Annotated in this window: 26 protein-coding genes and 1 pseudogene; 24 read left to right on the plus strand and 3 right to left on the minus strand. The window is 46.0% G+C overall.

What is annotated here, in order from left to right:
* The first annotated feature begins 14 nt into the window (after positions 1–14).
* The 10 genes from spoIIAA to BEP19_RS02815 all read left to right on the plus strand — a co-directional run bounded on the left by spoIIAA (position 15) and on the right by BEP19_RS02815 (position 7,575).
* Positions 15–365 carry an anti-sigma F factor antagonist gene (spoIIAA, locus tag BEP19_RS02770; RefSeq protein ID WP_120188312.1) on the plus strand — a complete coding sequence of 117 codons (351 nt, stop codon included), beginning with the start codon at positions 15–17 and terminating at the stop codon, positions 363–365.
* Positions 366–367: 2 nt separating this feature from the next.
* Entirely contained in the window at positions 368–817 is a 450-nt protein-coding gene (gene spoIIAB / locus BEP19_RS02775; protein ID WP_147393769.1) for an anti-sigma F factor, read from the plus strand.
* Positions 818–832: 15 nt separating this feature from the next.
* Positions 833–1,588: an RNA polymerase sporulation sigma factor SigF gene (gene sigF / locus BEP19_RS02780; protein ID WP_120188313.1), complete on the plus strand. Its 756-nt coding sequence runs from the start codon at positions 833–835 to the stop codon at positions 1,586–1,588.
* 111 nt (positions 1,589–1,699) lie between these two features.
* Entirely contained in the window at positions 1,700–2,176 is a 477-nt protein-coding gene (gene spoVAC / locus BEP19_RS02785) for a stage V sporulation protein AC (RefSeq protein WP_120188314.1), read from the plus strand.
* Between the two features lie 12 nt (positions 2,177–2,188).
* Entirely contained in the window at positions 2,189–3,217 is a 1,029-nt protein-coding gene (spoVAD, locus tag BEP19_RS02790) for a stage V sporulation protein AD (protein ID WP_120188315.1), read from the plus strand.
* Complete coding sequence (gene spoVAE, locus BEP19_RS02795) at positions 3,214–3,567, plus strand: stage V sporulation protein AE (RefSeq protein WP_120188316.1); 354 nt, start codon at positions 3,214–3,216, stop codon at positions 3,565–3,567. The genes spoVAD and spoVAE overlap by 4 nt, the downstream gene beginning before the upstream one ends.
* Positions 3,568–3,572: 5 nt before the next feature.
* Complete coding sequence (gene spoVAEA / locus BEP19_RS02800; RefSeq protein WP_120188317.1) at positions 3,573–4,157, plus strand: stage V sporulation protein SpoVABEA; 585 nt, start codon at positions 3,573–3,575, stop codon at positions 4,155–4,157.
* The gene (locus tag BEP19_RS02805) at positions 4,135–5,643 is read left to right on the plus strand and encodes a spore germination protein (RefSeq protein ID WP_120188318.1); all 1,509 of its coding nucleotides are present in this window, start codon (positions 4,135–4,137) and stop codon (positions 5,641–5,643) included. Before spoVAEA ends, BEP19_RS02805 begins: the two co-directional genes overlap by 23 nt.
* 249 nt (positions 5,644–5,892) lie before the next feature.
* Complete coding sequence (lysA, locus tag BEP19_RS02810) at positions 5,893–7,215, plus strand: diaminopimelate decarboxylase (protein WP_120188319.1); 1,323 nt, start codon at positions 5,893–5,895, stop codon at positions 7,213–7,215.
* 183 nt (positions 7,216–7,398) lie between these two features.
* A complete protein-coding gene (locus tag BEP19_RS02815) occupies positions 7,399–7,575 on the plus strand; it encodes a hypothetical protein (protein WP_342767388.1) in 177 nt (58 codons plus the stop codon).
* A 48-nt stretch (positions 7,576–7,623) separates the two neighbouring features.
* Here BEP19_RS02815 and BEP19_RS02820 read toward each other — a convergent pair whose 3' ends face one another.
* Positions 7,624–8,052 carry a DUF1259 domain-containing protein gene (locus BEP19_RS02820; RefSeq protein WP_120188320.1) on the minus strand — a complete coding sequence of 143 codons (429 nt, stop codon included), beginning with the start codon at positions 8,050–8,052 and terminating at the stop codon, positions 7,624–7,626.
* A 37-nt stretch (positions 8,053–8,089) separates the two neighbouring features.
* On the minus strand, positions 8,090–8,509 hold the full coding sequence (locus BEP19_RS02825) for a DUF1259 domain-containing protein (RefSeq protein WP_425452718.1): 420 nt from the start codon (positions 8,507–8,509) through the stop codon (positions 8,090–8,092).
* 164 nt (positions 8,510–8,673) lie between these two features.
* Between BEP19_RS02825 and BEP19_RS17905 the strand changes: the two are divergent.
* From BEP19_RS17905 to BEP19_RS02850, 6 genes and pseudogenes are all read left to right on the plus strand, one after another.
* Positions 8,674–8,830: pseudogene (locus tag BEP19_RS17905) on the plus strand (SMI1/KNR4 family protein); the annotation flags it as partial.
* Between the two features lie 404 nt (positions 8,831–9,234).
* Positions 9,235–9,672: a peptidylprolyl isomerase gene (locus BEP19_RS02830; protein WP_120188322.1), complete on the plus strand. Its 438-nt coding sequence runs from the start codon at positions 9,235–9,237 to the stop codon at positions 9,670–9,672.
* Between the two features lie 199 nt (positions 9,673–9,871).
* On the plus strand, positions 9,872–10,441 hold the full coding sequence (locus BEP19_RS02835) for a sulfurtransferase TusA family protein (protein WP_120188323.1): 570 nt from the start codon (positions 9,872–9,874) through the stop codon (positions 10,439–10,441).
* A gap of 31 nt (positions 10,442–10,472) precedes the next feature.
* A complete protein-coding gene (locus BEP19_RS02840; RefSeq protein WP_120188324.1) occupies positions 10,473–11,615 on the plus strand; it encodes an MBL fold metallo-hydrolase in 1,143 nt (380 codons plus the stop codon).
* Positions 11,616–11,641: 26 nt separating this feature from the next.
* Positions 11,642–12,445 carry a sulfite exporter TauE/SafE family protein gene (locus BEP19_RS02845; RefSeq protein ID WP_120188325.1) on the plus strand — a complete coding sequence of 268 codons (804 nt, stop codon included), beginning with the start codon at positions 11,642–11,644 and terminating at the stop codon, positions 12,443–12,445.
* 22 nt (positions 12,446–12,467) lie between these two features.
* Positions 12,468–12,950 carry a DsrE/DsrF/DrsH-like family protein gene (locus BEP19_RS02850; protein WP_120188326.1) on the plus strand — a complete coding sequence of 161 codons (483 nt, stop codon included), beginning with the start codon at positions 12,468–12,470 and terminating at the stop codon, positions 12,948–12,950.
* Here the strand turns inward: BEP19_RS02850 and BEP19_RS02855 are convergent.
* Positions 12,947–13,186, minus strand: coding sequence for a hypothetical protein (locus BEP19_RS02855; protein WP_120188327.1), 240 nt, complete (start codon positions 13,184–13,186; stop codon positions 12,947–12,949). The genes BEP19_RS02850 and BEP19_RS02855 overlap by 4 nt on opposite strands.
* A 94-nt stretch (positions 13,187–13,280) precedes the next feature.
* On the opposite strand from BEP19_RS02855, the gene BEP19_RS02860 reads away from it, so the two are divergent.
* The 8 genes from BEP19_RS02860 to resA all read left to right on the plus strand — a co-directional run bounded on the left by BEP19_RS02860 (position 13,281) and on the right by resA (position 19,013).
* Positions 13,281–14,030, plus strand: a complete 750-nt coding sequence (locus tag BEP19_RS02860) for a segregation and condensation protein A (RefSeq protein ID WP_120188328.1) — start codon at positions 13,281–13,283, stop codon at positions 14,028–14,030.
* A 12-nt stretch (positions 14,031–14,042) separates the two neighbouring features.
* Entirely contained in the window at positions 14,043–14,621 is a 579-nt protein-coding gene (scpB, locus tag BEP19_RS02865; protein WP_120188329.1) for an SMC-Scp complex subunit ScpB, read from the plus strand.
* Positions 14,622–14,716: 95 nt separating this feature from the next.
* Positions 14,717–15,061 (plus strand): hypothetical protein, encoded by a 345-nt coding sequence (locus BEP19_RS02870; RefSeq protein ID WP_120188330.1) that lies wholly within the window; start codon positions 14,717–14,719, stop codon positions 15,059–15,061.
* Positions 15,062–15,179: 118 nt separating this feature from the next.
* Positions 15,180–16,307, plus strand: coding sequence for a D-alanyl-D-alanine carboxypeptidase family protein (locus BEP19_RS02875; protein WP_120188331.1), 1,128 nt, complete (start codon positions 15,180–15,182; stop codon positions 16,305–16,307).
* The gene (locus tag BEP19_RS02880; RefSeq protein WP_120188332.1) at positions 16,308–16,901 is read left to right on the plus strand and encodes a nucleoside recognition domain-containing protein; all 594 of its coding nucleotides are present in this window, start codon (positions 16,308–16,310) and stop codon (positions 16,899–16,901) included.
* A 5-nt stretch (positions 16,902–16,906) separates the two neighbouring features.
* A complete protein-coding gene (locus tag BEP19_RS02885) occupies positions 16,907–17,440 on the plus strand; it encodes a spore maturation protein (protein WP_120188333.1) in 534 nt (177 codons plus the stop codon).
* A 101-nt stretch (positions 17,441–17,541) separates the two neighbouring features.
* Complete coding sequence (locus BEP19_RS02890; RefSeq protein WP_120188334.1) at positions 17,542–18,258, plus strand: pseudouridine synthase; 717 nt, start codon at positions 17,542–17,544, stop codon at positions 18,256–18,258.
* A 221-nt stretch (positions 18,259–18,479) separates the two neighbouring features.
* Positions 18,480–19,013 carry a thiol-disulfide oxidoreductase ResA gene (gene resA, locus BEP19_RS02895; protein WP_120188335.1) on the plus strand — a complete coding sequence of 178 codons (534 nt, stop codon included), beginning with the start codon at positions 18,480–18,482 and terminating at the stop codon, positions 19,011–19,013.
* Positions 19,014–19,015: the final 2 nt, after the last annotated feature.

Consider the following 19,015-nt stretch of genomic DNA (forward strand, 5'->3'; position numbering starts at 1 on the left):
AGGAGTGAGTGAATTTGAGTCTGCAGATCGATCTAGAAGTCGTTTCTAGCGTTCTAGTTGTTCGTTTGCGCGGGGAACTAGACCATCACACAGCTGAAAATTTAAGACGGCAAATGGAAGAGAAAATTCTGAGCGGCCATGTTCAAAATATTGTGCTCAGTTTAGAACATCTCCACTTTATGGACAGTTCTGGTCTTGGCGTTATTTTAGGTCGATATAAACAAATTACAAGCCGCGGCGGTGAACTGGTCGTCTGCTCGATCAATCCGCTGATCCACCGTTTATTCGAATTGTCTGGCTTGTTTAAAATAATCAAGATCAAAGAAAATGAAGGGGAAGCTCTTCAACTGTTGGGGGTGGCTTAATGATGGAGCGCAAAAAGAACGTCATGAATTTAGAATTTTCCGCGCGCAGCGAGAACGAATCTTTTGCGAGAGTCGCTGTCGCCGCATTTGTGTCGAAGTTGAATCTAACGCTGGATGAATTAGAAGAGATTAAAACGGCCGTTTCAGAAGCGGTGACGAACGCGATTATTCATGGTTATGAAGAAGATGCGTCTAAACAGGTGCGAATTTCGGCCTGTTATGACGACGAATATATCGAAGTTTTAATTGAAGATCATGGGACAGGCATTGCTGATATAGAAGAGGCGCGACAACCATTGTTTACAACGAAGCCTGAATTGGAACGCTCGGGAATGGGCTTTACGATTATGGAAAATTTTATGGATTCGATTGAAATTGTAACAGGGAAAGAACGAGGGACGAGAATTGTACTAAGGAAAAACCTAGTAAAAGACAAAGCGGTCTATAACTAGTAGGGAGATATGCCGATGGAGACAGATGTAAGGAACGCGACTCATCCCTATTTGAAAGATGAAGAGGTAAAACAACTAATTAAAGATAGTCAAAACGGGGACCAAGGGGCACGTGACAAACTAGTCAACTGTAATATTCGGTTGGTGTGGTCTGTCGTTCAGAGGTTTTTAAACCGCGGTTATGAGGCCGACGATCTCTTTCAAATTGGCTGTATCGGCTTGTTGAAAGCAGTGGACAAGTTCGACTTGTCCTATGATGTTAAATTTTCAACGTATGCGGTGCCAATGATCATTGGCGAGATCCAGCGTTTTCTACGGGATGATGGGACGATTAAAGTAAGTCGGTCGTTAAAAGAAATGGCCAATCGAGTCAGACGAACGAAAGATGAATTGTCTAAACGAAATGGCAGAATACCGACGATTGTCGAGATTGCCGATGCCCTAGACGTCACCCCGGAAGAGGTTGTGTTGGCTCAAGAGGCGAATCGCGTCCCTTCCTCCATTCACGAAACCGTGTTTGAAAACGATGGGGACCCGATCACCCTCATGGATCAAATTTCGGATAGCGATGAGAGTAAATGGTTTGATAAAATTGCTTTGAAAGAAGCGATCAATAAGTTGACAGAGCGAGAACGACTGATTGTCTTCCTGCGTTATTTCAAGGATCAAACCCAATCGGAAGTCGCGGAGCGACTGGGGATTTCACAAGTGCAAGTGTCGCGATTGGAAAAGAAAATATTAAAGTCCATTAAAACCCAAATCGAATGGTAGTTCGATTTGGGTTTTTCCTTTTGGCGGGCGACAGGAAAATTTACCATTAATAGTTCGAGTGTGGCAGAGGAAGGATAAATGTTACCAATATCTTTGATGTGAGGTAGAAAAATGGCCGAAAATCAAGTGAAACAACGAAAGTCGTTGCAATTAACTCCAGAAGCATACAGTGAAAAAGCGCAACAACATCGACCGAAAAAAAAGGTTGGTTTCAATTGTTTGAAAGCTTTTCTAGTTGGCGGTTTCATCTGCGCGATTGGTCAGGGAATTTCTAACTTTTATATTACATTCTTTGATTTTACGGAAAAGACGGCAGGGAATCCGACTGTGGCCACACTGATTTTTATCGCCGTGCTCCTGACTGGATTCGGTGTGTACGACAACATCGGGCAATTTGCGGGGGCGGGATCAGCTGTCCCCGTCACTGGATTCGCAAACTCAATTGCATCCAGCGCGATAGAGCATCGCAGCGAAGGCTACGTGCTCGGCGTGGGCGGAAATATGTTTAAGCTCGCGGGTTCCGTTATCGTGTTCGGAGTGGTCGCTTCATTTGTCGTCGTATTAATTAAAAAACTGCTCTTTCTGTAAGGAGGAGATCTTATGCGCGCATCGGCTCGCATTAGCAGGCAAACGTGGCATTTTCAAAACGAGATTAGACTGCTTGGTTCTGGTGTTGCGGTCGGACCGTTGGAAGGTCAAGGTCCGTTAGCGGAGGAATATGACCATATTTTTGAAGATAGTTATGCGGGTGAAGACACTTGGGAGCAAGCGGAGCGCAAAATGATGACGCAGGCGATTGAGGTCGCTTTGAACAAAAGCGGCTTAACTGCGGAGGACATGGATGTGTTGTTGGCGGGGGATTTGCTTAATCAAATCATCACCGCCAACTACACGGCCCGCGATCAGCAAATTCCGTTGCTTGGTCAATTCGCGGCTTGTTCAACATCGATGCAAGGGTTAGCGTTGGCAAGCGCCCTTGTCGATGGGGGCTTCGCTAAATATGCATTGACAGGTTGCAGCAGCCACAATTCCACAGCAGAGCGACAATTTCGCTATCCGACCGAATATGGCGGACAAAAACCGCCGTCAGCTCAATGGACGACGACGGGGGCGGGAGCGACAGTCGTTGGGCTTGGGGGATCTAGCGGACCGCGCGTGACCCATGCAACGATCGGAAAAGTGATCGACTTGGGGATTAAAGACCCGTTTGATATGGGCGCGGCGATGGCGCCTGCGGCGGCGGACACGTTACTTACGCATTTCCACGATCTAGCGCGCGCGCCTGAAGATTACGATTTGATCGTGACAGGGGATTTGGGCAAGGTTGGCTCATCGATCCTCGTTGATCTGATGGCAGACGTTGACGTAAAGTTAGTTGCTCCTCGCTATGATGATTGCGGGATTATGATTTTTAGTCCCGATCAAGAAGTGTTTTCAGGAGGGAGCGGATGCGCCGCGAGCGCGATTGTCAGTTATAGCCACATTGTCGACGGTCTGAATCAGGGCCGTTATCAACGGGTGTTGGTTGTCGCGACTGGCGCATTGTTTAGTCCAGTCAGTTTTCAACAAGGTGAATCGATACCGTGTATAGCCCATGGCGTCGTGTTAGAAAGGGTGAGTAGCGCATGAGTCAATATTTAATCGCATTTATCGTCGGTGGTTTGATTTGTGTGATCGGTCAATTAATGATGGATTTAACAAAAATGACCCCGGCCCATGTGATGAGTACGCTCGTCGTGTCAGGAGTTGTATTGGATGGTTTAGGTTTATACGATCCATTGATCGATTTTGCGGGAGCGGGAGCGACTGTGCCGATCACGAGCTTTGGACATGCCTTGTATCATGGGGCCTGGGCTGAGGCGGAAACCCACGGGCTGATTGGAATTATTACGGGTATTTTTGAAGTGCCGAGCGCGGGAATCTCCGCCGCAATTGTGTTCGGATTTTTAGGTTCGCTTGTATTTAAACCTAAGGGGTGAAGCGTATGGAGCAAAAACGTGATATCGTGCTGATCACTGACGGCGATGACGTTGCCAGAAAAGTAGTGGAAGAAGTCGCAAAAAATGTCGGCGGCCGCTGCATCTCTCGGTCGGCTGGTAACCCCACACCGCTGAGTGGTGTCCAACTTGTTCAACATATTAAAAAAGCGAAGCGCGATCCCGTGTTAGTGATGTTTGATGATAATGGGGACGCGGAGAGAGGTAGGGGTGAAAAAGCGCTTGAATATGTGGCCAATCATCCCGATATGAATGTGCTTGGTGTCGTCGCTGTCGCTTCCAATACGCCGCTAGTCGATGGCATCGACACTGATTTATGTTTGAATGCAAAAGGGGAGGCAGTGGATCATGCGGTCGATAAAGATGGACAAGATCTCGTGAATCAACCGCCTCATATTAAAGGGGATACCGTTGATGTATTGCAACAGATCGACGTTCCGCTGATTGTCGGTGTTGGCGACATCGGGAAAATGCATGGTCAAGACCATCATTTCCGCGGCGCTCCGATTACCACGAAAGCAATTGAAATCATCTTAGAACGGAGTGGATATGGTGGCAGTCAAAACTCCTGACAAAAAACAGCAACGAAAAGAGATTCAAACGAAGAAAGATATGAAACTTTTTAAAAAAATTGAATTGAATAAGAAGATCATTAATGATCGCATTGCGGCAACGGTTAGCTATGACGTAAAAGTGCGTGAAATGAATTTCGGCTCCAAAGATGTCGCCTTTTGTTACACGAACGGGCTCGTTGATTCATCGATTATGACCTCGATTATGCAAGTGCTGCCCGAGGTCAAGCGCGAACAACTCGTTCCAGATACACTGAAACACTTTTTAGAAACGTACTTTATTCATTTATCCGTTGAAAAAGTGGAAACCTTCGATGAAGCGATCGATTCCATGTTGACCGGTGTCGTCTTAGTATTGATTGAAGATGAAGAAATCGGGCTTTTGATCGACGCCCGCGAATACCCGGGGCGCTCTCCTGAGGAACCGGATACAGAACGGGTTGTGCGCGGTTCTCGCGATGGTTTTGTGGAAAATATATTAGTGAACACAGCTTTGACGAGACGACGAATTCGGGATGAACGATTAAGAATGGAAATGACGCAAGTGGGCTCCCGTTCTAAAACAGATGTCTGTCTCGCTTATTTAGATGATGTCGCCGATCCAGGGATGGTCGAGTTATTAAAAGCGAGGATCAAAAAGATTAAGGTTGATGGATTGCCAATGGCGGAAAAGACGGTGGAGGAATTTATCGTGCGACGCAACTGGCATCCATATCCGATGGTGCGTTACACAGAAAGACCCGATGTGGCGGCTAGCCATTTGTTAGAAGGGCATGTACTTGTGTTTGTTGATACGTCGCCTGTAGCGATGATTACGCCGACAACCTTTTTCCATCATGTACAGCATGCGGAGGAATATCGGCAAATTCCAATCGTTGGGGCTTATATTCGTTGGGTTCGCTTTATTGGTATCTTTACATCGTTGTTTGTTTTGCCTATTTGGATGTTTTACGCCTTGAATAAAGGCTACTTACCAGCTCCGCTAGCTTTTATCGGTCCAAAAGAAACAGGAGAGATTCCAATCTTCTGGCAGTTTATTTTTGCAGAATTAGGAATAGATTTGATGCGTTTGGCTGCTGTCCACACACCGACCCCGTTAGCGACGGCAATGGGATTGGTCGCAGCGGTTTTAATCGGGGATGTCGCGATCAGCGTCGGCTTGTTCATGCCCGAAACGATTCTCTATCTCGCTGTTGCCGCGATCGGCATGTTTGCGACACCGAGTTATGAGTTAGGATTGGCGAATCGCTTAGCGCGACTCGCCTTGTTGGCGACAACGTTCTTATTTGGCATTCCTGGTTTCATGTTCGGCGTCACAGCGCTGATTATATTGCTCGCGTCCACGACTTCCTTGAACACACCGTATTTGTGGCCGTTTATCCCGTTTAATTGGACAGCGATGAAGCACGTGCTGATTCGTCCCGCCATTCCATCCTTGAAACACAGACCGAGCATTGTTCACCCGCAAGACGATAACAGGATTTAATTGAATTGTCTTGGCGAAATTATGAATGGTGTCGCAGGTCATTACAAAGGAGGGCGCTTGCCCTCTTTTTTTTTTGTGAGTTTATAAGGTTTGATCTGATCGGATGACGGCTGGCGTGAATGGGTAGCGGAAACCGTTCGCGGGTTGTCACTTCTGGAGCGCCATGGTATATTTTATAAATATAAATGTGAAACATCACTGTCTTTTTTTTGAAACAGCCCGCAAGGGAGGGAGAGGAGAGCAATAGCTATGTACCTTCATGGAAACAGTAGGATCAATGAGCAAGGCCGCCTCGAAATAGGGGGCTGTGATACCGTTGAATTAGCGGAAAAGTATGGAACCCCATTGTTTGTTTACGATGAACAGTGGATACGGGAGAAATGTCGCGCCTATGTACAGGCGTTTGAAGAAACAGGTTTTACGTATCAAGTTGCCTATGCGAGCAAAGCGTTCATGACGATGGCGATGTGTCGACTGGTCGCGGAAGAAGGGCTATCTCTTGACGTCGTTTCGGGCGGAGAGTTGTTTACCGCGTTAAAAGCGGGTTTCCCTGCGGAGCGGATCCATTTCCATGGCAATAACAAGAGCGTTGAGGAATTGGAAATGGCCATTGATGCCAAGATCGGCTGCTTTGTTGTCGATAACTTCTATGAACTCGATTTGTTGCACGCTTTGGCGAAAGAGAAAGATGTAAAAGTGAACATATTGCTGCGCTTAACGCCTGGCGTTTCGGCGCATACGCATGAATATATTTCGACTGGACAGGATGACTCTAAATTTGGTTTTAGCGTTACAAAAGGTCAAGCGCAAGAAGCATTGATAAAAGCGTTAAAAATGGACCATTTTGAGGTGCTTGGGATTCACTCCCATATTGGTTCGCAAATTTTTGAGACCGTCGGTTTCGTTGCCGCCGTTGAAACGTTATCCGATTTCTTGTTGGCGATCCGCGCGGAAACAGGCTATGAATTGTCCGTGCTCAATCTGGGTGGTGGATTTGGTATTCGTTATACGGAGGAGGATCGTCCGCTATCGGCAAAAGAATATATAGCTCCAATTACAAATGCGGTCAAAACACGTTTTACAGCGGAAAATTATCCGCTCCCTGAAATTTGGATTGAGCCTGGCCGCAGCATCGTAGGCGATGCGGGAACGACCTTGTACACGATCGGATCTATCAAGGAGATTCCTGGCATCCGCAAATACGTGTCAGTGGACGGCGGGATGACAGACAATATCCGCCCCGCGCTATATCAGTCGAAATACGAAGCGATGTTAGCCAATCGCGCAAATGATGACAAAAATGACCTCGTTTCAATTGCAGGAAAGTGCTGTGAATCAGGGGATATGCTGATTTGGGACATCACACTGCCAGAAGTAAAGGCAGGCGATACTTTAGCGGTATCATGCACAGGGGCTTATGGGTATGCGATGGCGAATAACTATAACCTGTTAACTCGCCCCGCGATCGTCTTTGTTAAAAATGGTCAAGCCAACGTCGTCGTCGAGCGCGAAACGTATGAAGACTTGATCAAAAGAGACCGCATCCCTCAAGCAATGATGGCTTCCAAATAAGGGAAGAAAGTCCACAGTGGAAAACTGTGGGCTTTTTTGTTTTGTCGGCGGTGATTGGCGCGCCGAGGATGGGTGGGCATAATATCCTAGAATAGCTGAAGGAAGGAAAGGGTGTAATCTATGTGAATTCATCATTGACCTTTTGATTATATTGTGGTGGGGACTGGACCCGCTGGGGCTGTTATGGCGAAGATGCTCTCAGATGATAAAAAAACATCTGTCTTGGTTTTGGAGGCAGGTGAAAACAATGATCGCGAACAGCCGATTCGAAATTCCGCTTTTGCTTTGGAATTAGAAGAGAAGTTCTTCCCTCAATACTTCTGGCAAGGAGAAGGTATACCGCTATTAAAAGAAAAATAGAACAAGAAAGCCAACCTTCCCTCACAAGGGAAAGTTGGCTTATGTGAGTTAACCTAAGAAAGCAATGGACTCTTTCGTTTTTCGGGCGAAGGCCAGCGGGTTGTCGATTGATTCCCAGTGAATATACATTAAGCGGGGGGATTCATTTAACCAATGATTATGAAGCGCGGTAACCGTAATTCCTCTCTTTTGTAAATTACGAATTAATCTATTGGCTTGATTTTGAAAGCAGGCCGTCTCGCCTAAACAGAGCGCCCGTCCTGATCGATCTAAAGATTCGAATGAAAACAACTGATAATTTACTAAAGGAGAATTCGTGCGCCTACCAAGGATAGAAGCCTTAAACCTTCGTGTTCGACTGACAAAGCAGACAGGCCCTGGCTCAATTTCGTGTTCTGTCCCGCCTAATGTTCTGCTAAATCGGTTACATAGTTGTCGGAATCGAGGACTTACCTGCTGTTGTTTAATCTTTGCCATTTACATACTCCTCTCATCTTTTCGGTACTTGTTGAAATTAGCCTAGGAAGGAAATGGATCGTTTCGTTTTACGCGCGAAAGCGACCGGATCATCAATCGCTTCCCAGTGAACGTACATAATCCGAGGCTTATCAAATAGCCAGTGATTATGCAAAGCCGTTACTTTTTGAATCCCCTGTCTTTGCAGATTTCGAATTAATCGATTGGCTTGATTTTGCAATACGGCGGTCTCCCCTAAGCAAAGTGCGCGTCCTGACTTATCCAGTGATTCAAATGAAAATAGTTGGGCTCTAACCAAAGAGGAACGAGTCCTTCTCCCAAGAATTGTTGCGGGAAGGGAGCGAGTTCGAGTGACAAAGCAAACGGGGCCTTGCTCAATCTCTGATTTACCTCCCAAAATCCGTGTGAATTCACTACAAAGTCTCCTGAATCGTGGGCTTACCTGCTGTTGCTTCATTTTCGCCATACAAATCCTCCTTTTCAATCGTCAACACAATCTATTATGGAATGAGGGAAGGTGATTGTGTGTATACCTAAATTAGGTAAATACAGGATGTTTTCGGCTTAAAAAGGAGGAAATAGGAGTTAAGATAACATAATTTTAGAAGCTTTGAAGTGTGTAAAGAGATTTACATGCCATTCGATCATTTTTTGTTTTTTGGATAACGGATGCGGCGATTTATTTGGGTATTGAATTTTAAATGGAAAAATAGAAACAGAAGATATTTTTGTCTGGAACCATGAAGATGATAGCCGAATCTGGGTCCCGCATTGTTAGAAACGTTTGTTCGAGATAGGGTCACAGATGGTGAGATCACTATGTAATGGAGATGATTTTACGAGGAGGGAGGGGAAGGGCGGTGGCTTCTTCATTCATTTCGACAGCCCTGATTGTGGTGCTAGCTGCGTCGGCCTCTGGAACGATGTGATGACAGTTAATTTCGTGGAAAATGGTCATCCATGTTGTTATGAAGACGCTTTTTGGTCAAATACGCGAAACAACGGTCGTCAATGATACCATCATGACCAAATCTCGCGGGTTGTCGTGTTGTAATGGTTGTGATTGTAGTCATCATGACCAAATCTCACCGCAACCCATTGCAAGTTTTCCTTTTGGTTTTATTTAGCGTATAATCGAACCATATGCTTCAATACCTCAATTTTTGGAAGGAGTACATACATATGAGTAAATTTGCTGTTATGGATTTAGAAAAAGGCGGGCAGCTCAAAATCGAATTATTTGCGAATGAGGCGCCTGGAACGGTTGAGAACTTTGTAAAGTTAATCAACGATGGATATTACAATGGACTTTCGTTTCACCGTGTTATTCCTGGTTTCGTAGCTCAAGGCGGATGCCCGCACGGAACTGGCACAGGCGGTCCTGGTTATCAGATCAAATGTGAAACACAAGGAAATCCGCACAAGCACGAACGTGGCTCGCTCTCGATGGCTCACGCGGGTAAAGATACGGGAGGTTCCCAGTTTTTCATCGTTTATGAACCACAACCTCATTTAGACGGGGTGCATACGGTGTTCGGTAAAGTGGTTGAAGGAATGGAGCATGTTGACCAAATCAACCAAGGCGATAAGATGAAAGAAGTTAAAATTGTAGAAGAGTAAGACCCACAAAGGTTGTCTAGAAAAAAGGCGCAAGCTGAATTTTCAAAGACAACCTTTTTTATTTTTCAATAGTAGGGTTGACATCTCATAAAAGGCTGGTGTAGTATACGGGTATGGGTATAACGGTTGATTATTTTTTTTACTCCTTTAAATACCCTATGTGGTATGTATCAGAATAAAAAGAAAAGAGGAATGTTCCATGAATCTATCTGTTGATAAAATGATTGACGCCAAGCAGTTGGCGTGTCCGATGCCAATCGTAAGAACGAAGCAAGCAGTAGAGAAACTTGAGCCAGGTCAAGTGTTGGAAGTACAAGCGACGGATAAAGGTTCGATTGCAGATCTACAAGGATGGACAAAAAGCGCAGGGCATCATTACCTTGGTATGAAGGAAAAAGAAGGGGTGTTCAGACATTTTCTACGCAAGGCGGATCCTAATGAAGAGAAGCAGGAAACGATTCATCCCCAGACAATCACGAATGAAGCGTTGCAAGCCAAGCTTGAAAAAGCAGAAGCATTAACGATCATCGATGTGCGCGAACAAGCTGAATTTTTGTTTGGACATCTTCCTACGGCTATTTCTATACCTATGGGGGTACTTGAAGGAGGAATGGATCAATTCGATCATGACCAACCCCTTTTCATTATTTGTCGAACGGGGAATCGCAGTGATCGCGCTTGCCAGTTGTTAACAGAACTTGGGTTTAAAAATGTGACAAATGTGTTGCCTGGAATGAGTCAATGGACAGGACCAATTGAAAAAGAATAAAGAATAAAAAATGCAGAAGGAGACGATTAAAATGAGCCAATTGCAAGCGATGACCGCCGCTCAAGTGGCGGAAGTGACGTTTACAAAGGAAGAACTTTTTATTTTGGATGTGCGTAATCGAGCTGATTTTGAAGAGTGGAAGATTGAGGGTCCCTCAATCGAGATGTTAAACATCCCTTATTTTGAGTTGCTAGATGGAGTGGACGATGTATTGCCGTTGATCCCGCCCAACAAAAAAACGCTCGTTGTTTGCGCGATTGAAGGTTCATCTATGTTTATCGCTGAGCAACTTGTGGCGGCGGGTAGAAAAGATGTTTTCTATTTAGCTGGCGGGATGCGGGCTTGGAGCGAGCAAATCGAGTCGGCGCTCATTTTAGCCGATGAAAAGTGGCAAGTCTATCAAATGATTCGCGTTGGAAAAGGGTGCTTGTCTTATCTTGTTATTTCTGGAACGGAGGCGCTTGTGATTGATCCTGCTAGACAAACGGAGGTCTATCAAGAAGTGGCGAACAAGGCAGGCGCGCGGATCACGCATGTTGTCGATTCCCATCTCCATGCTGACCATATCTCTGGCGGCAAAAGGCTGGCCGATGAAACTGGGGCGAATTACTATTTGATGAAAAGCGAAGGAGCTGTGTTTGAGCATCTGCCGTTTGAGGAACACCAGCAAATTCAATTTGCCGACGTTACCTTGCAAGTGTTGGCTGTAAAAACGCCCGGACATACCCCGGGGAGTGTTTCCTTCTTGATTAATGACGCGTTGTTATTTTCGGGAGACACGTTGTTTGTGAGTGGCTTAGGACGCCCTGACCTAGGCGGTAAAGTAAAAGAATGGGCAAAAGATCTATACGGCACGGTGTATGATAAATTGGCCAACATGGCGGATGAAGTGATCGTCTTACCTGGTCATGCGGGAAATCTTCACGAGGAGATGAATCAAGCGGGATATATCGGCGCGCCGCTCGGCCAGATCCGAGAACAGAATGAGCAGATGATGAACAAGAGCGAAGCTGAGTTCATAGAAGCGATTGTCGGCGCGGCGGAGACAGCAACACCCCCCAATTTTAAAGAGATCATTGCCATTAATCGCGGCCAAATTCACGTTAGCCCTGAACAAGAACAACAATTAGAAATTGGACCGAATCGGTGCGCCTTACATCATACGACATCGTAAGGAGGAACTAAAAATGAGGTGATACGATGACGACATTGCTCTACCTCGCGCTGTTCGGCCTGGGCATGATCGGCGCTTTCTTTTCAGGGTTACTTGGGATTGGCGGGGCAATTATTTTATATCCGTTGCTGCTATATGTTCCCGATGTGTTAGGAGTCGGATCTTTTACTGCCCAACAGGTTTCCTCAATGAGCATGTTTCAAGTGTTGTTCGCTTCACTGAGCGGGGTGATTTCCTTTCGCCTGCAACGAAAAGTGAATTCGTCGTCCCCAGCCGCGCCGCTTGAGCTTGTGTTGTATATGGGGCTGAGTACGTTGTTTGGCAGCCTGCTAGGGGCGGTGGGCTCTAACTTTGTAAGCGAACAAACGATTCATTTGATTTACGGCGGATTAGCGACGCTGGCGGTAATCTTGATGCTGATTCCTGTGAAAGGAGTAGAGGAAGATGCTGATATAAAGCAGCTTTCTTTTAACAAGCCGCTGGCGGTCATGTCCGCTTTTTCGATTGGGATCGTTTCAGGGATTATTGGCGCGGGCGGGGCGTTTATGTTGATTCCGATAATGGTTACGGTGTTAAGAATCCCCACACGGGTCACGATTTCGGCCTCGTTAGCGATTGTGTTTATTTCCGCGATTGGCGGGGTGATTGGCAAGTGGACAACGGGCCAAATTCCTGTTCTAGCGACTGTCTTTACTGTGTTCGGAAGTGTTATTGGGGCGCCGCTCGGTTCATTCATGAGCAGGAAAATATCTGTCGCCGCCTTGCGTTATGGGTTAGTGAGTGTAGTGGCGTTTACCGCTATTAAAATATGGGTGGATTTTTTTAATTGAGTTATAAAAGGAGCGAGTAAAGATGACAGAACAAAAGCAAAAAACGACAATTGTGTTGTTCAGCGGGGAACTGGATAAGGCGATTGCCGCTTTTATCATTGCGAACGGGGCTGCTGCCTATGATCATGAAGTTACGATTTTTACGACATTTTGGGGTTTGAATGTTTTGCGCAAAGATCGGCAACCCACTGTGAAAAAAGGGTGGCTGGGAAAAGTGTTTGGGTGGGTGATGCCGCGCGGACCGAATAAGTTAGGCTTGTCCAACTTGAACATGATCGGGATGGGCCCGAAGATGATCAAGCATGTGATGAAAAAACACAATGCGTTGTCATTGCCGCAACTGATTGAGCTCGCCCAAGAGATGGGGGTCAAATTGGTCGCCTGTACGATGACGATGGACCTATTGGGCATCCAACAGAAAGAACTGCTCGATGACGTGGAACTTGGGGGTGTTGCTGCCTACTTAGGGGATGCTTCCGAGGCTAGAGTCAATCTTTTTATTTAAAAGAGATCGGTCACTTCAACCTCATCCCAGATTTCTCGCAATGATTTTCCGTCAATTTTTCCGCCCTGAAGTAAGGCTGCTTGAGATTCAAACAATTCGTACTGCTGGTCAAACCTTGTTAGTACCCATCCTCCTTGTGACTGGCTAATATAGTAGTTTTTCCCATTGTAGCGAAAATGTAATTCATGTCCAATCATCAGATCCCTTGTTAAGTCGTCAAAAGTATAGTTCATCATCGATCAGGCTCCTTTCTATCGAGCAAATGTAGTTCTTCCACTGCCTGATTGTTGTATAATAACAGCAGCGCAACACACAAGGCGGGGTATGAAAATGGACTATAAAGTAAGACTGCATGTGTTTGAAGGGCCGTTAGATTTGTTGTTGCATCTGATTGATCAAGCTGAGGTTGATATTTACGATATTCCAATTTCAGAGATTACTGACCAGTATATGGAATATATCGATACGATGCAACAATTTCAAATCGACGTTGCCAGTGAGTTTCTCGTGATGGCGGCGACGTTGGTTGAGATTAAGAGCAACATGCTGCTACCCAAAAAGAAGCAAGCGCCGTTGGAACCGATGTTAGATGGAGAGGAAGACGAGGCGGATCCGCGTCAAGCGCTGATCGAACGCCTGTTAAAATATAGGCAATACAAAACAATGGCCGAGCATTTGAAAGAAAAGGAAGCGAAACAAAGTCAGTTGTTTAGCAGACCAGCCCTCGATTTAAGCCCATACCGTCCCGCCGAAGAAGAGCTCGCTCTTACGGGAGTCAGTTTATATGATTTAGCGCGCGCGTTCACGCAAGTTTTAAAACGAGCGCATGAGGGGGATGGGCCGATCGTGGCGGTGCATCGTGATGAAGTCTCGATTACAGATCGCATGATTGAAATCGAGCAGCGGTTAATGGCGGCGGGCAGCTTGCGTTTCTCAACATTGTTTCGGACTGCCGCCCCCAATCGAGCGGAAATCGTCACTTCTTTTATGGCTATTTTGGAGATGATGACGAAAGGGCAAATCCGCTGCGAGCAATCGGCCTTGTTTGCTGAGATTGTAATCCGTTTGAACGAAAACTGAGGTGAAAGCAGAGTGACGCGTGATGAGCTTAAAAGGGTGATCGAAGGGTGTATATTTGTATCAGGAAGTGAAGGGATCGACGCCCCCGCTCTCGCGGAGACGCTTGACATCGATCCACAGACCGCCTTAGAGCTAGTCTATGAATTGCAACAACAGTTTAAAGACGAGCAACGCGGGCTGCAAATCATTGAATTGGGCGGAACGTTTCAATTAACGACGCGCCTCGAGCACGCGCCTTATTTTGAAAAACTAGCGATTGCCGCGTCTCGGGCGGGACTGACCCAAGCCGCTTTAGAGACGTTAGCGATCATTGCTTATAAACAGCCGATTACGCGGGCGGAAATAGAAGATATTCGCGGTGTTCGCTCGGAAAAGTCGATCCAGACGTTAATTAGTCGCGGGTTAGCGCAAGAGCAGGGAAGAGCCGAGGTGATCGGTCGCCCTATTTTATATGGAACGACGCGTGAGTTTATGGAGTATTTTGGATTGAAACAGTTGGATGATTTACCGCCGCTGCCGTCTTATACGCTCGATACGGAGCTGGAAAATGAAGTGGAGTTTCTTTTCCAGAAGTTACAAAACGAAACATAGCTTTCCATCGGCCCTTCTTCTTTGTTATAATATTGCATTAGTTTGAACTAATTCAGTAGAATGTTTCTTAGATAGGACGAAGGGGTGTGGACGAAATGATCAATGCATTGTACGAAAAAATGGTAGAGTATTTAAATATGGAAGATGAAATTGACTTTAAAGAGTTTGACGGATATTATAAACAAACGTTGCGGGAACTAGAAGCGAATTATGAAAAGTACGACCAACAGCAAGGGCTGCATGCGTTGTTTGTCATGGATAATTTGAAAGCGAACAGCGAATCGCGAACGCAACGTAAGTTTCCCGAGGCGAAAAAGTATAAGAAGATTTCACAACGGACCCACATTTGGGTCGAGGCATTGTTTGCTCAGCTGGTCAAATTAGGAATGAATGAGCAACAAATCCAAGAGCAGATGGAAAAGATGTACGAAGATGCGTAAGGACAAGCTGTCTGACTTCCTCTTTTTTTGAGGAAAGTTGGACAGCTTTTTTTTTCATAACTGGAAGGGGTCCCCCATATACTTGTACAAATGTACATGCTCGAGCAAGGAGGACGTCATGAAAAGTAGAAAAGGAAAGATTGCCCTGCTCATCCTTTGTGTTCAACTTTTGCATTTGTTTACGCTTGGGAAGGTGGAGGCGAGTCCCGGAGTTTCCGCTCAGGCTGCGGTTTTAATTGATGTGGACTCAGGGCGGATCTTATATGACAAGCGAGGCAATGAGCGGATGCGGGTCGCCAGCTTAACAAAAATTATGACGGCGATCGTTGCGATTGAACAAGGAGATTTGAGTGAAATTGTGAGTACGCCTGAATATGCGGTGGGCACCGAGGGGTCTTCGATTTATTTGCGGCCAGGCGAAAAATTGAGTCTTGAACATTTATTGTACGGGCTGATGTTGCGTTCTGGAAACGATGTCGCGGTATCGATCGCCGATCATATTGGCGGTTCGTTAGAAGGATTCGCTCGGTTGATGAATGAAAAGGCGGAATACATAGGGTTAAGCGGCACTCATTTTACCAATCCGCACGGGCTCGACGACAGCGACAATCATTATTCAACCGCTGCTGATTTAGCGAAACTAACTGCATATTCGTTAAAAAATCCCGCATTCCAAACGATCGCGGAGACAAAAGTAATCAACATTCCGAATGAAGGCTACGATTGGGATCGTAAATTACTCAATAAAAATAAAATGCTGCATCTTTATAAGGGTTCAGATGGGGTCAAAACAGGCTATACAAAATTGGCGGGTCGCTGTCTTGTTTCATCCGCAACGCGGGATGGCAGGCAGCTGGCTGTGGTGACCTTAAACGCGCCGAATGATTGGGAAGATCATACGAATTTATTAAACTACGGTTTTCAACAGTTTACGGAAGTGAAATTGGTCAATCAGGATGATCCAATTAAAGACGAAGAATCACCGTTATACCCGATAAACTCTTTTTCCTATCCACTCAAAGAAGAGGAGCGGGATCACATCAGGCAAGAAGTTAAAAAAGAGAGCAACCTTAAACAATTGTTACCTGGCGGTGTGATTGGCTATTTGCATCTCTACTTAGGGGATCAATTGATCGGTAAAATTGGGCTCGTGAAAGAGAGAGTTGAAATCGAGCCATCCAGCGCGGAGACATCGTCTAACTCTTTTTTCTCCCTGTTTAAAGCGTTGATTTGGGGTGGGATTTAGATGGTCAATTACATTTGGCTTGGGATGATTTTGATCGGGATTTTTGTGGCTGGCTTAAATGGAAAAATTGACGTGGTCAGTCAGGCCGCTTTTGAAGGGGCAAAGACGGGGGTCACCGTCTGTTTTGGGCTGATTAGTATTCTCGCTTTTTGGCTAGGGATGATGAAAATCGCGGAAAAATCTGGCTTGTTGGCAAAATTGCAGCGTCTGCTCGGTCCGTTTGCGCGCGTTTTATTCCCGGATGTCCCGAAAGATCATCCTGCGATGGGCTATATTTTGTCAAATTTAAGCGCGAACTTGCTTGGGCTTGGCAACGCGGCGACACCGATGGGACTGAAAGCGATGGAGGAGTTACAAAAACTAAACCCTGATCCGAAAAAGGCGACGCCGGCAATGTGTACCTTGCTTGCGTTAAACACTTCAAGCATCACCTTGATCCCGACGACAGTGATTGCGATACGGATGAATTATGAGTCGTCCAATCCGGTCGAAATCGTTGGCACAACCATTTTTGCGGGGATGGTCGCCACGCTCGTAGCGATTTTGTTGGACCGTTATTATCGATTTAAAACATTACGTAGAAAGGAAGGGTGAGCGCTGTGTACGCCATTATTTCCAGCGCGTCAATTTGGGCGATTCCGCTTATTTTGGCGACAATCCTCATCTACGGCATGTATAAAAAAATACCGGTCTATGAAGTGTTTGTCGACGGGGCTAAAGATGGGTTCGGCACGGCGATCAAAATCATTCCGCATCTCGTCGGAATGCTCGTTGCCGTTTCCATTTTTCGTCAGTCAGGGGCCTTGGATATGCTGACGGGATTGCTAGAGCCTCTGCTACAGCTTGTACGCGCTCCAGGAGAGATCATTCCGTTAGCAATGTTGCGGCCGATCACGGGTTCGGGAGCGTTGGCGGTCACAGCCGACATGATTGCCACTTATGGACCTGATTCGTTTCTTGGTCGGTTAGCGTCAACGATGCAAGGTTCAACCGATACGACGTTGTATGTGTTAACCGTTTATTTTGGCGCGGTTGGGATTCGCAATTCCATGTATTCTTTAAAAGTGGGTCTTTGGGCAGATTTAGCGGGGATCGTCGCTTCAATCTTTATTGTCACGCTCGTGTTCGGATAGAGGCGGTTGGCGTCTCTATTCCTTCCCTATTTTGATAAATCCCGATCGCTTGCGGTAAAATAGACAAAGTGAAGGAAGATTGGGATGAAGGAAGGATAACGATGGAAGAACGGTTACAAAAAATTTTAGCGGGACGAGGTGTCGCCTCGCGGCGCAAGTGCGAGGCGTTGATCGTCGCTGGCAGAGTGAAGGTCAATGGACAGACGGTGACTGAATTAGGTTTTCGAGCCGATCCTGTTCGCGATCGCATCGAACTTGACGGTAAGCCAATTAAGTCGGAAACGTTACGCTACGTGTTGTTCCATAAGCCGAAAGGGGTAATCACGAGTGTGACCGACCCGCAAGGACGGAAAACGGTGATTGATTGCATCGATTTAAAAGAACGGATTTATCCGGTCGGTCGGCTTGACTATGATACGTCGGGGTTGCTGCTGTTAACGAACGATGGCGATCTGACGAATCGTTTGACACATCCAAGTTTTGAAATTGAAAAAACATATGAAGCGACGGTTCGCGGGCTGCCGCGGCAAGAGGCGCTCGAATCGTTAAGGAAGGGTGTCTTATTAGAAGACGGAATGACAGCGCCCGCCCAAGCAAAATTGTTACGCGCTGCGCGCCGCGCCGCCGGTTCGGCTGTTATTCAATTAACGATTCATGAAGGCCGTAATCGACAAGTCCGACGGATGTGCGAAGCGGTCGGGCATCCTGCGCTGGAATTGAAACGGACGCAATTTGCTTTTCTGACGTTAGGTCATTTACAGCCTGGAAAATATCGCTTATTAAATGACGCGGAAGTGAACAAACTAAGAGAACTGTGAAAAAACGCGCATCCGTCCTGACCCTAAGTTCCGATTGGATGCTAATAATGCTTGAAGCTAAAGGCTTTTTAATCGACAAAGCCTTTTTTTTCGTTTCGAAAAATGTCATACAATGTTCATATATCGCTTTTTCACTATGTAAATGGTAAAGTTATAATTGAAATAGTTTTGGTTTCAATTAAACGGGTCAAATAATAGGGTCAGAAGAGTGGAGGGGACGGATGATGAAACGCTCAAGAACATTGCTGCGTTCGGCCATATTAGGAATCATTTTTATTGGGATTGGGGTTGCTATTTTTAACGCCTTTATTAAAGATACAACGGTTGTTAAAACAGGTGAACCCGCGCCAGATTTCGTGCTTCCGATGTTAGATGGAGAGACCTTTCAATTGAGTGATTATAAAGGACAAGGCGTCGTTCTAAATTTCTGGGGAAGTTGGTGCGACCCATGCGAAGATGAAATGCCAGATCTGAACCGAGCTTATGAAGCTTATAAAGAGCGAGGGGTGACGGTCATTGCCCTGAATATTGGCGAACCAGAAGTCGTCGTCAAGCCGTTTCGAGATCAATACCAACTTGATTTTCCAATTTTAATGGATCGCAAGAAGGAAATTTCTAACAACGTCTATAAAATTGGTCCCATTCCAACGACCTATTTTATTGATCAGCATGGAACCGTTCAAAAGAAAATTGTTGGCGGTCCGATGTCTGAGCAAACCATCCTGGAGAACATGAAGCAAATTATGCCGGAATAGAG

Source organism: Ammoniphilus oxalaticus (genome assembly GCF_003609605.1).
In the GTDB taxonomy this organism is placed as follows: domain Bacteria; phylum Bacillota; class Bacilli; order Aneurinibacillales; family RAOX-1; genus Ammoniphilus; species Ammoniphilus oxalaticus.

Coding starts and splice junctions, on each gene's coding strand:
- spoIIAB (WP_147393769.1), top strand. CDS start 368: ATGGAGCGCAAAAAGAACGTCATGAATTTAGAATTTTCCGCGCGCAGC.
- sigF (WP_120188313.1), top strand. CDS start 833: ATGGAGACAGATGTAAGGAACGCGACTCATCCCTATTTGAAAGATGAA.
- spoVAC (WP_120188314.1), top strand. CDS start 1,700: ATGGCCGAAAATCAAGTGAAACAACGAAAGTCGTTGCAATTAACTCCA.
- spoVAD (WP_120188315.1), top strand. CDS start 2,189: ATGCGCGCATCGGCTCGCATTAGCAGGCAAACGTGGCATTTTCAAAAC.
- spoVAE (WP_120188316.1), top strand. CDS start 3,214: ATGAGTCAATATTTAATCGCATTTATCGTCGGTGGTTTGATTTGTGTG.
- spoVAEA (WP_120188317.1), top strand. CDS start 3,573: ATGGAGCAAAAACGTGATATCGTGCTGATCACTGACGGCGATGACGTT.
- BEP19_RS02805 (WP_120188318.1), top strand. CDS start 4,135: ATGGTGGCAGTCAAAACTCCTGACAAAAAACAGCAACGAAAAGAGATT.
- lysA (WP_120188319.1), top strand. CDS start 5,893: ATGTACCTTCATGGAAACAGTAGGATCAATGAGCAAGGCCGCCTCGAA.
- BEP19_RS02815 (WP_342767388.1), top strand. CDS start 7,399: ATGGCGAAGATGCTCTCAGATGATAAAAAAACATCTGTCTTGGTTTTG.
- BEP19_RS02820 (WP_120188320.1), bottom strand. CDS start 8,052: ATGGCAAAGATTAAACAACAGCAGGTAAGTCCTCGATTCCGACAACTA.
- BEP19_RS02825 (WP_425452718.1), bottom strand. CDS start 8,509: ATGAAGCAACAGCAGGTAAGCCCACGATTCAGGAGACTTTGTAGTGAA.
- BEP19_RS02830 (WP_120188322.1), top strand. CDS start 9,235: ATGAGTAAATTTGCTGTTATGGATTTAGAAAAAGGCGGGCAGCTCAAA.
- BEP19_RS02835 (WP_120188323.1), top strand. CDS start 9,872: ATGAATCTATCTGTTGATAAAATGATTGACGCCAAGCAGTTGGCGTGT.
- BEP19_RS02840 (WP_120188324.1), top strand. CDS start 10,473: ATGAGCCAATTGCAAGCGATGACCGCCGCTCAAGTGGCGGAAGTGACG.
- BEP19_RS02845 (WP_120188325.1), top strand. CDS start 11,642: ATGACGACATTGCTCTACCTCGCGCTGTTCGGCCTGGGCATGATCGGC.
- BEP19_RS02850 (WP_120188326.1), top strand. CDS start 12,468: ATGACAGAACAAAAGCAAAAAACGACAATTGTGTTGTTCAGCGGGGAA.
- BEP19_RS02855 (WP_120188327.1), bottom strand. CDS start 13,186: ATGATGAACTATACTTTTGACGACTTAACAAGGGATCTGATGATTGGA.
- BEP19_RS02860 (WP_120188328.1), top strand. CDS start 13,281: ATGGACTATAAAGTAAGACTGCATGTGTTTGAAGGGCCGTTAGATTTG.
- BEP19_RS02870 (WP_120188330.1), top strand. CDS start 14,717: ATGATCAATGCATTGTACGAAAAAATGGTAGAGTATTTAAATATGGAA.
- BEP19_RS02875 (WP_120188331.1), top strand. CDS start 15,180: ATGAAAAGTAGAAAAGGAAAGATTGCCCTGCTCATCCTTTGTGTTCAA.
- BEP19_RS02880 (WP_120188332.1), top strand. CDS start 16,308: ATGGTCAATTACATTTGGCTTGGGATGATTTTGATCGGGATTTTTGTG.
- BEP19_RS02890 (WP_120188334.1), top strand. CDS start 17,542: ATGGAAGAACGGTTACAAAAAATTTTAGCGGGACGAGGTGTCGCCTCG.
- resA (WP_120188335.1), top strand. CDS start 18,480: ATGATGAAACGCTCAAGAACATTGCTGCGTTCGGCCATATTAGGAATC.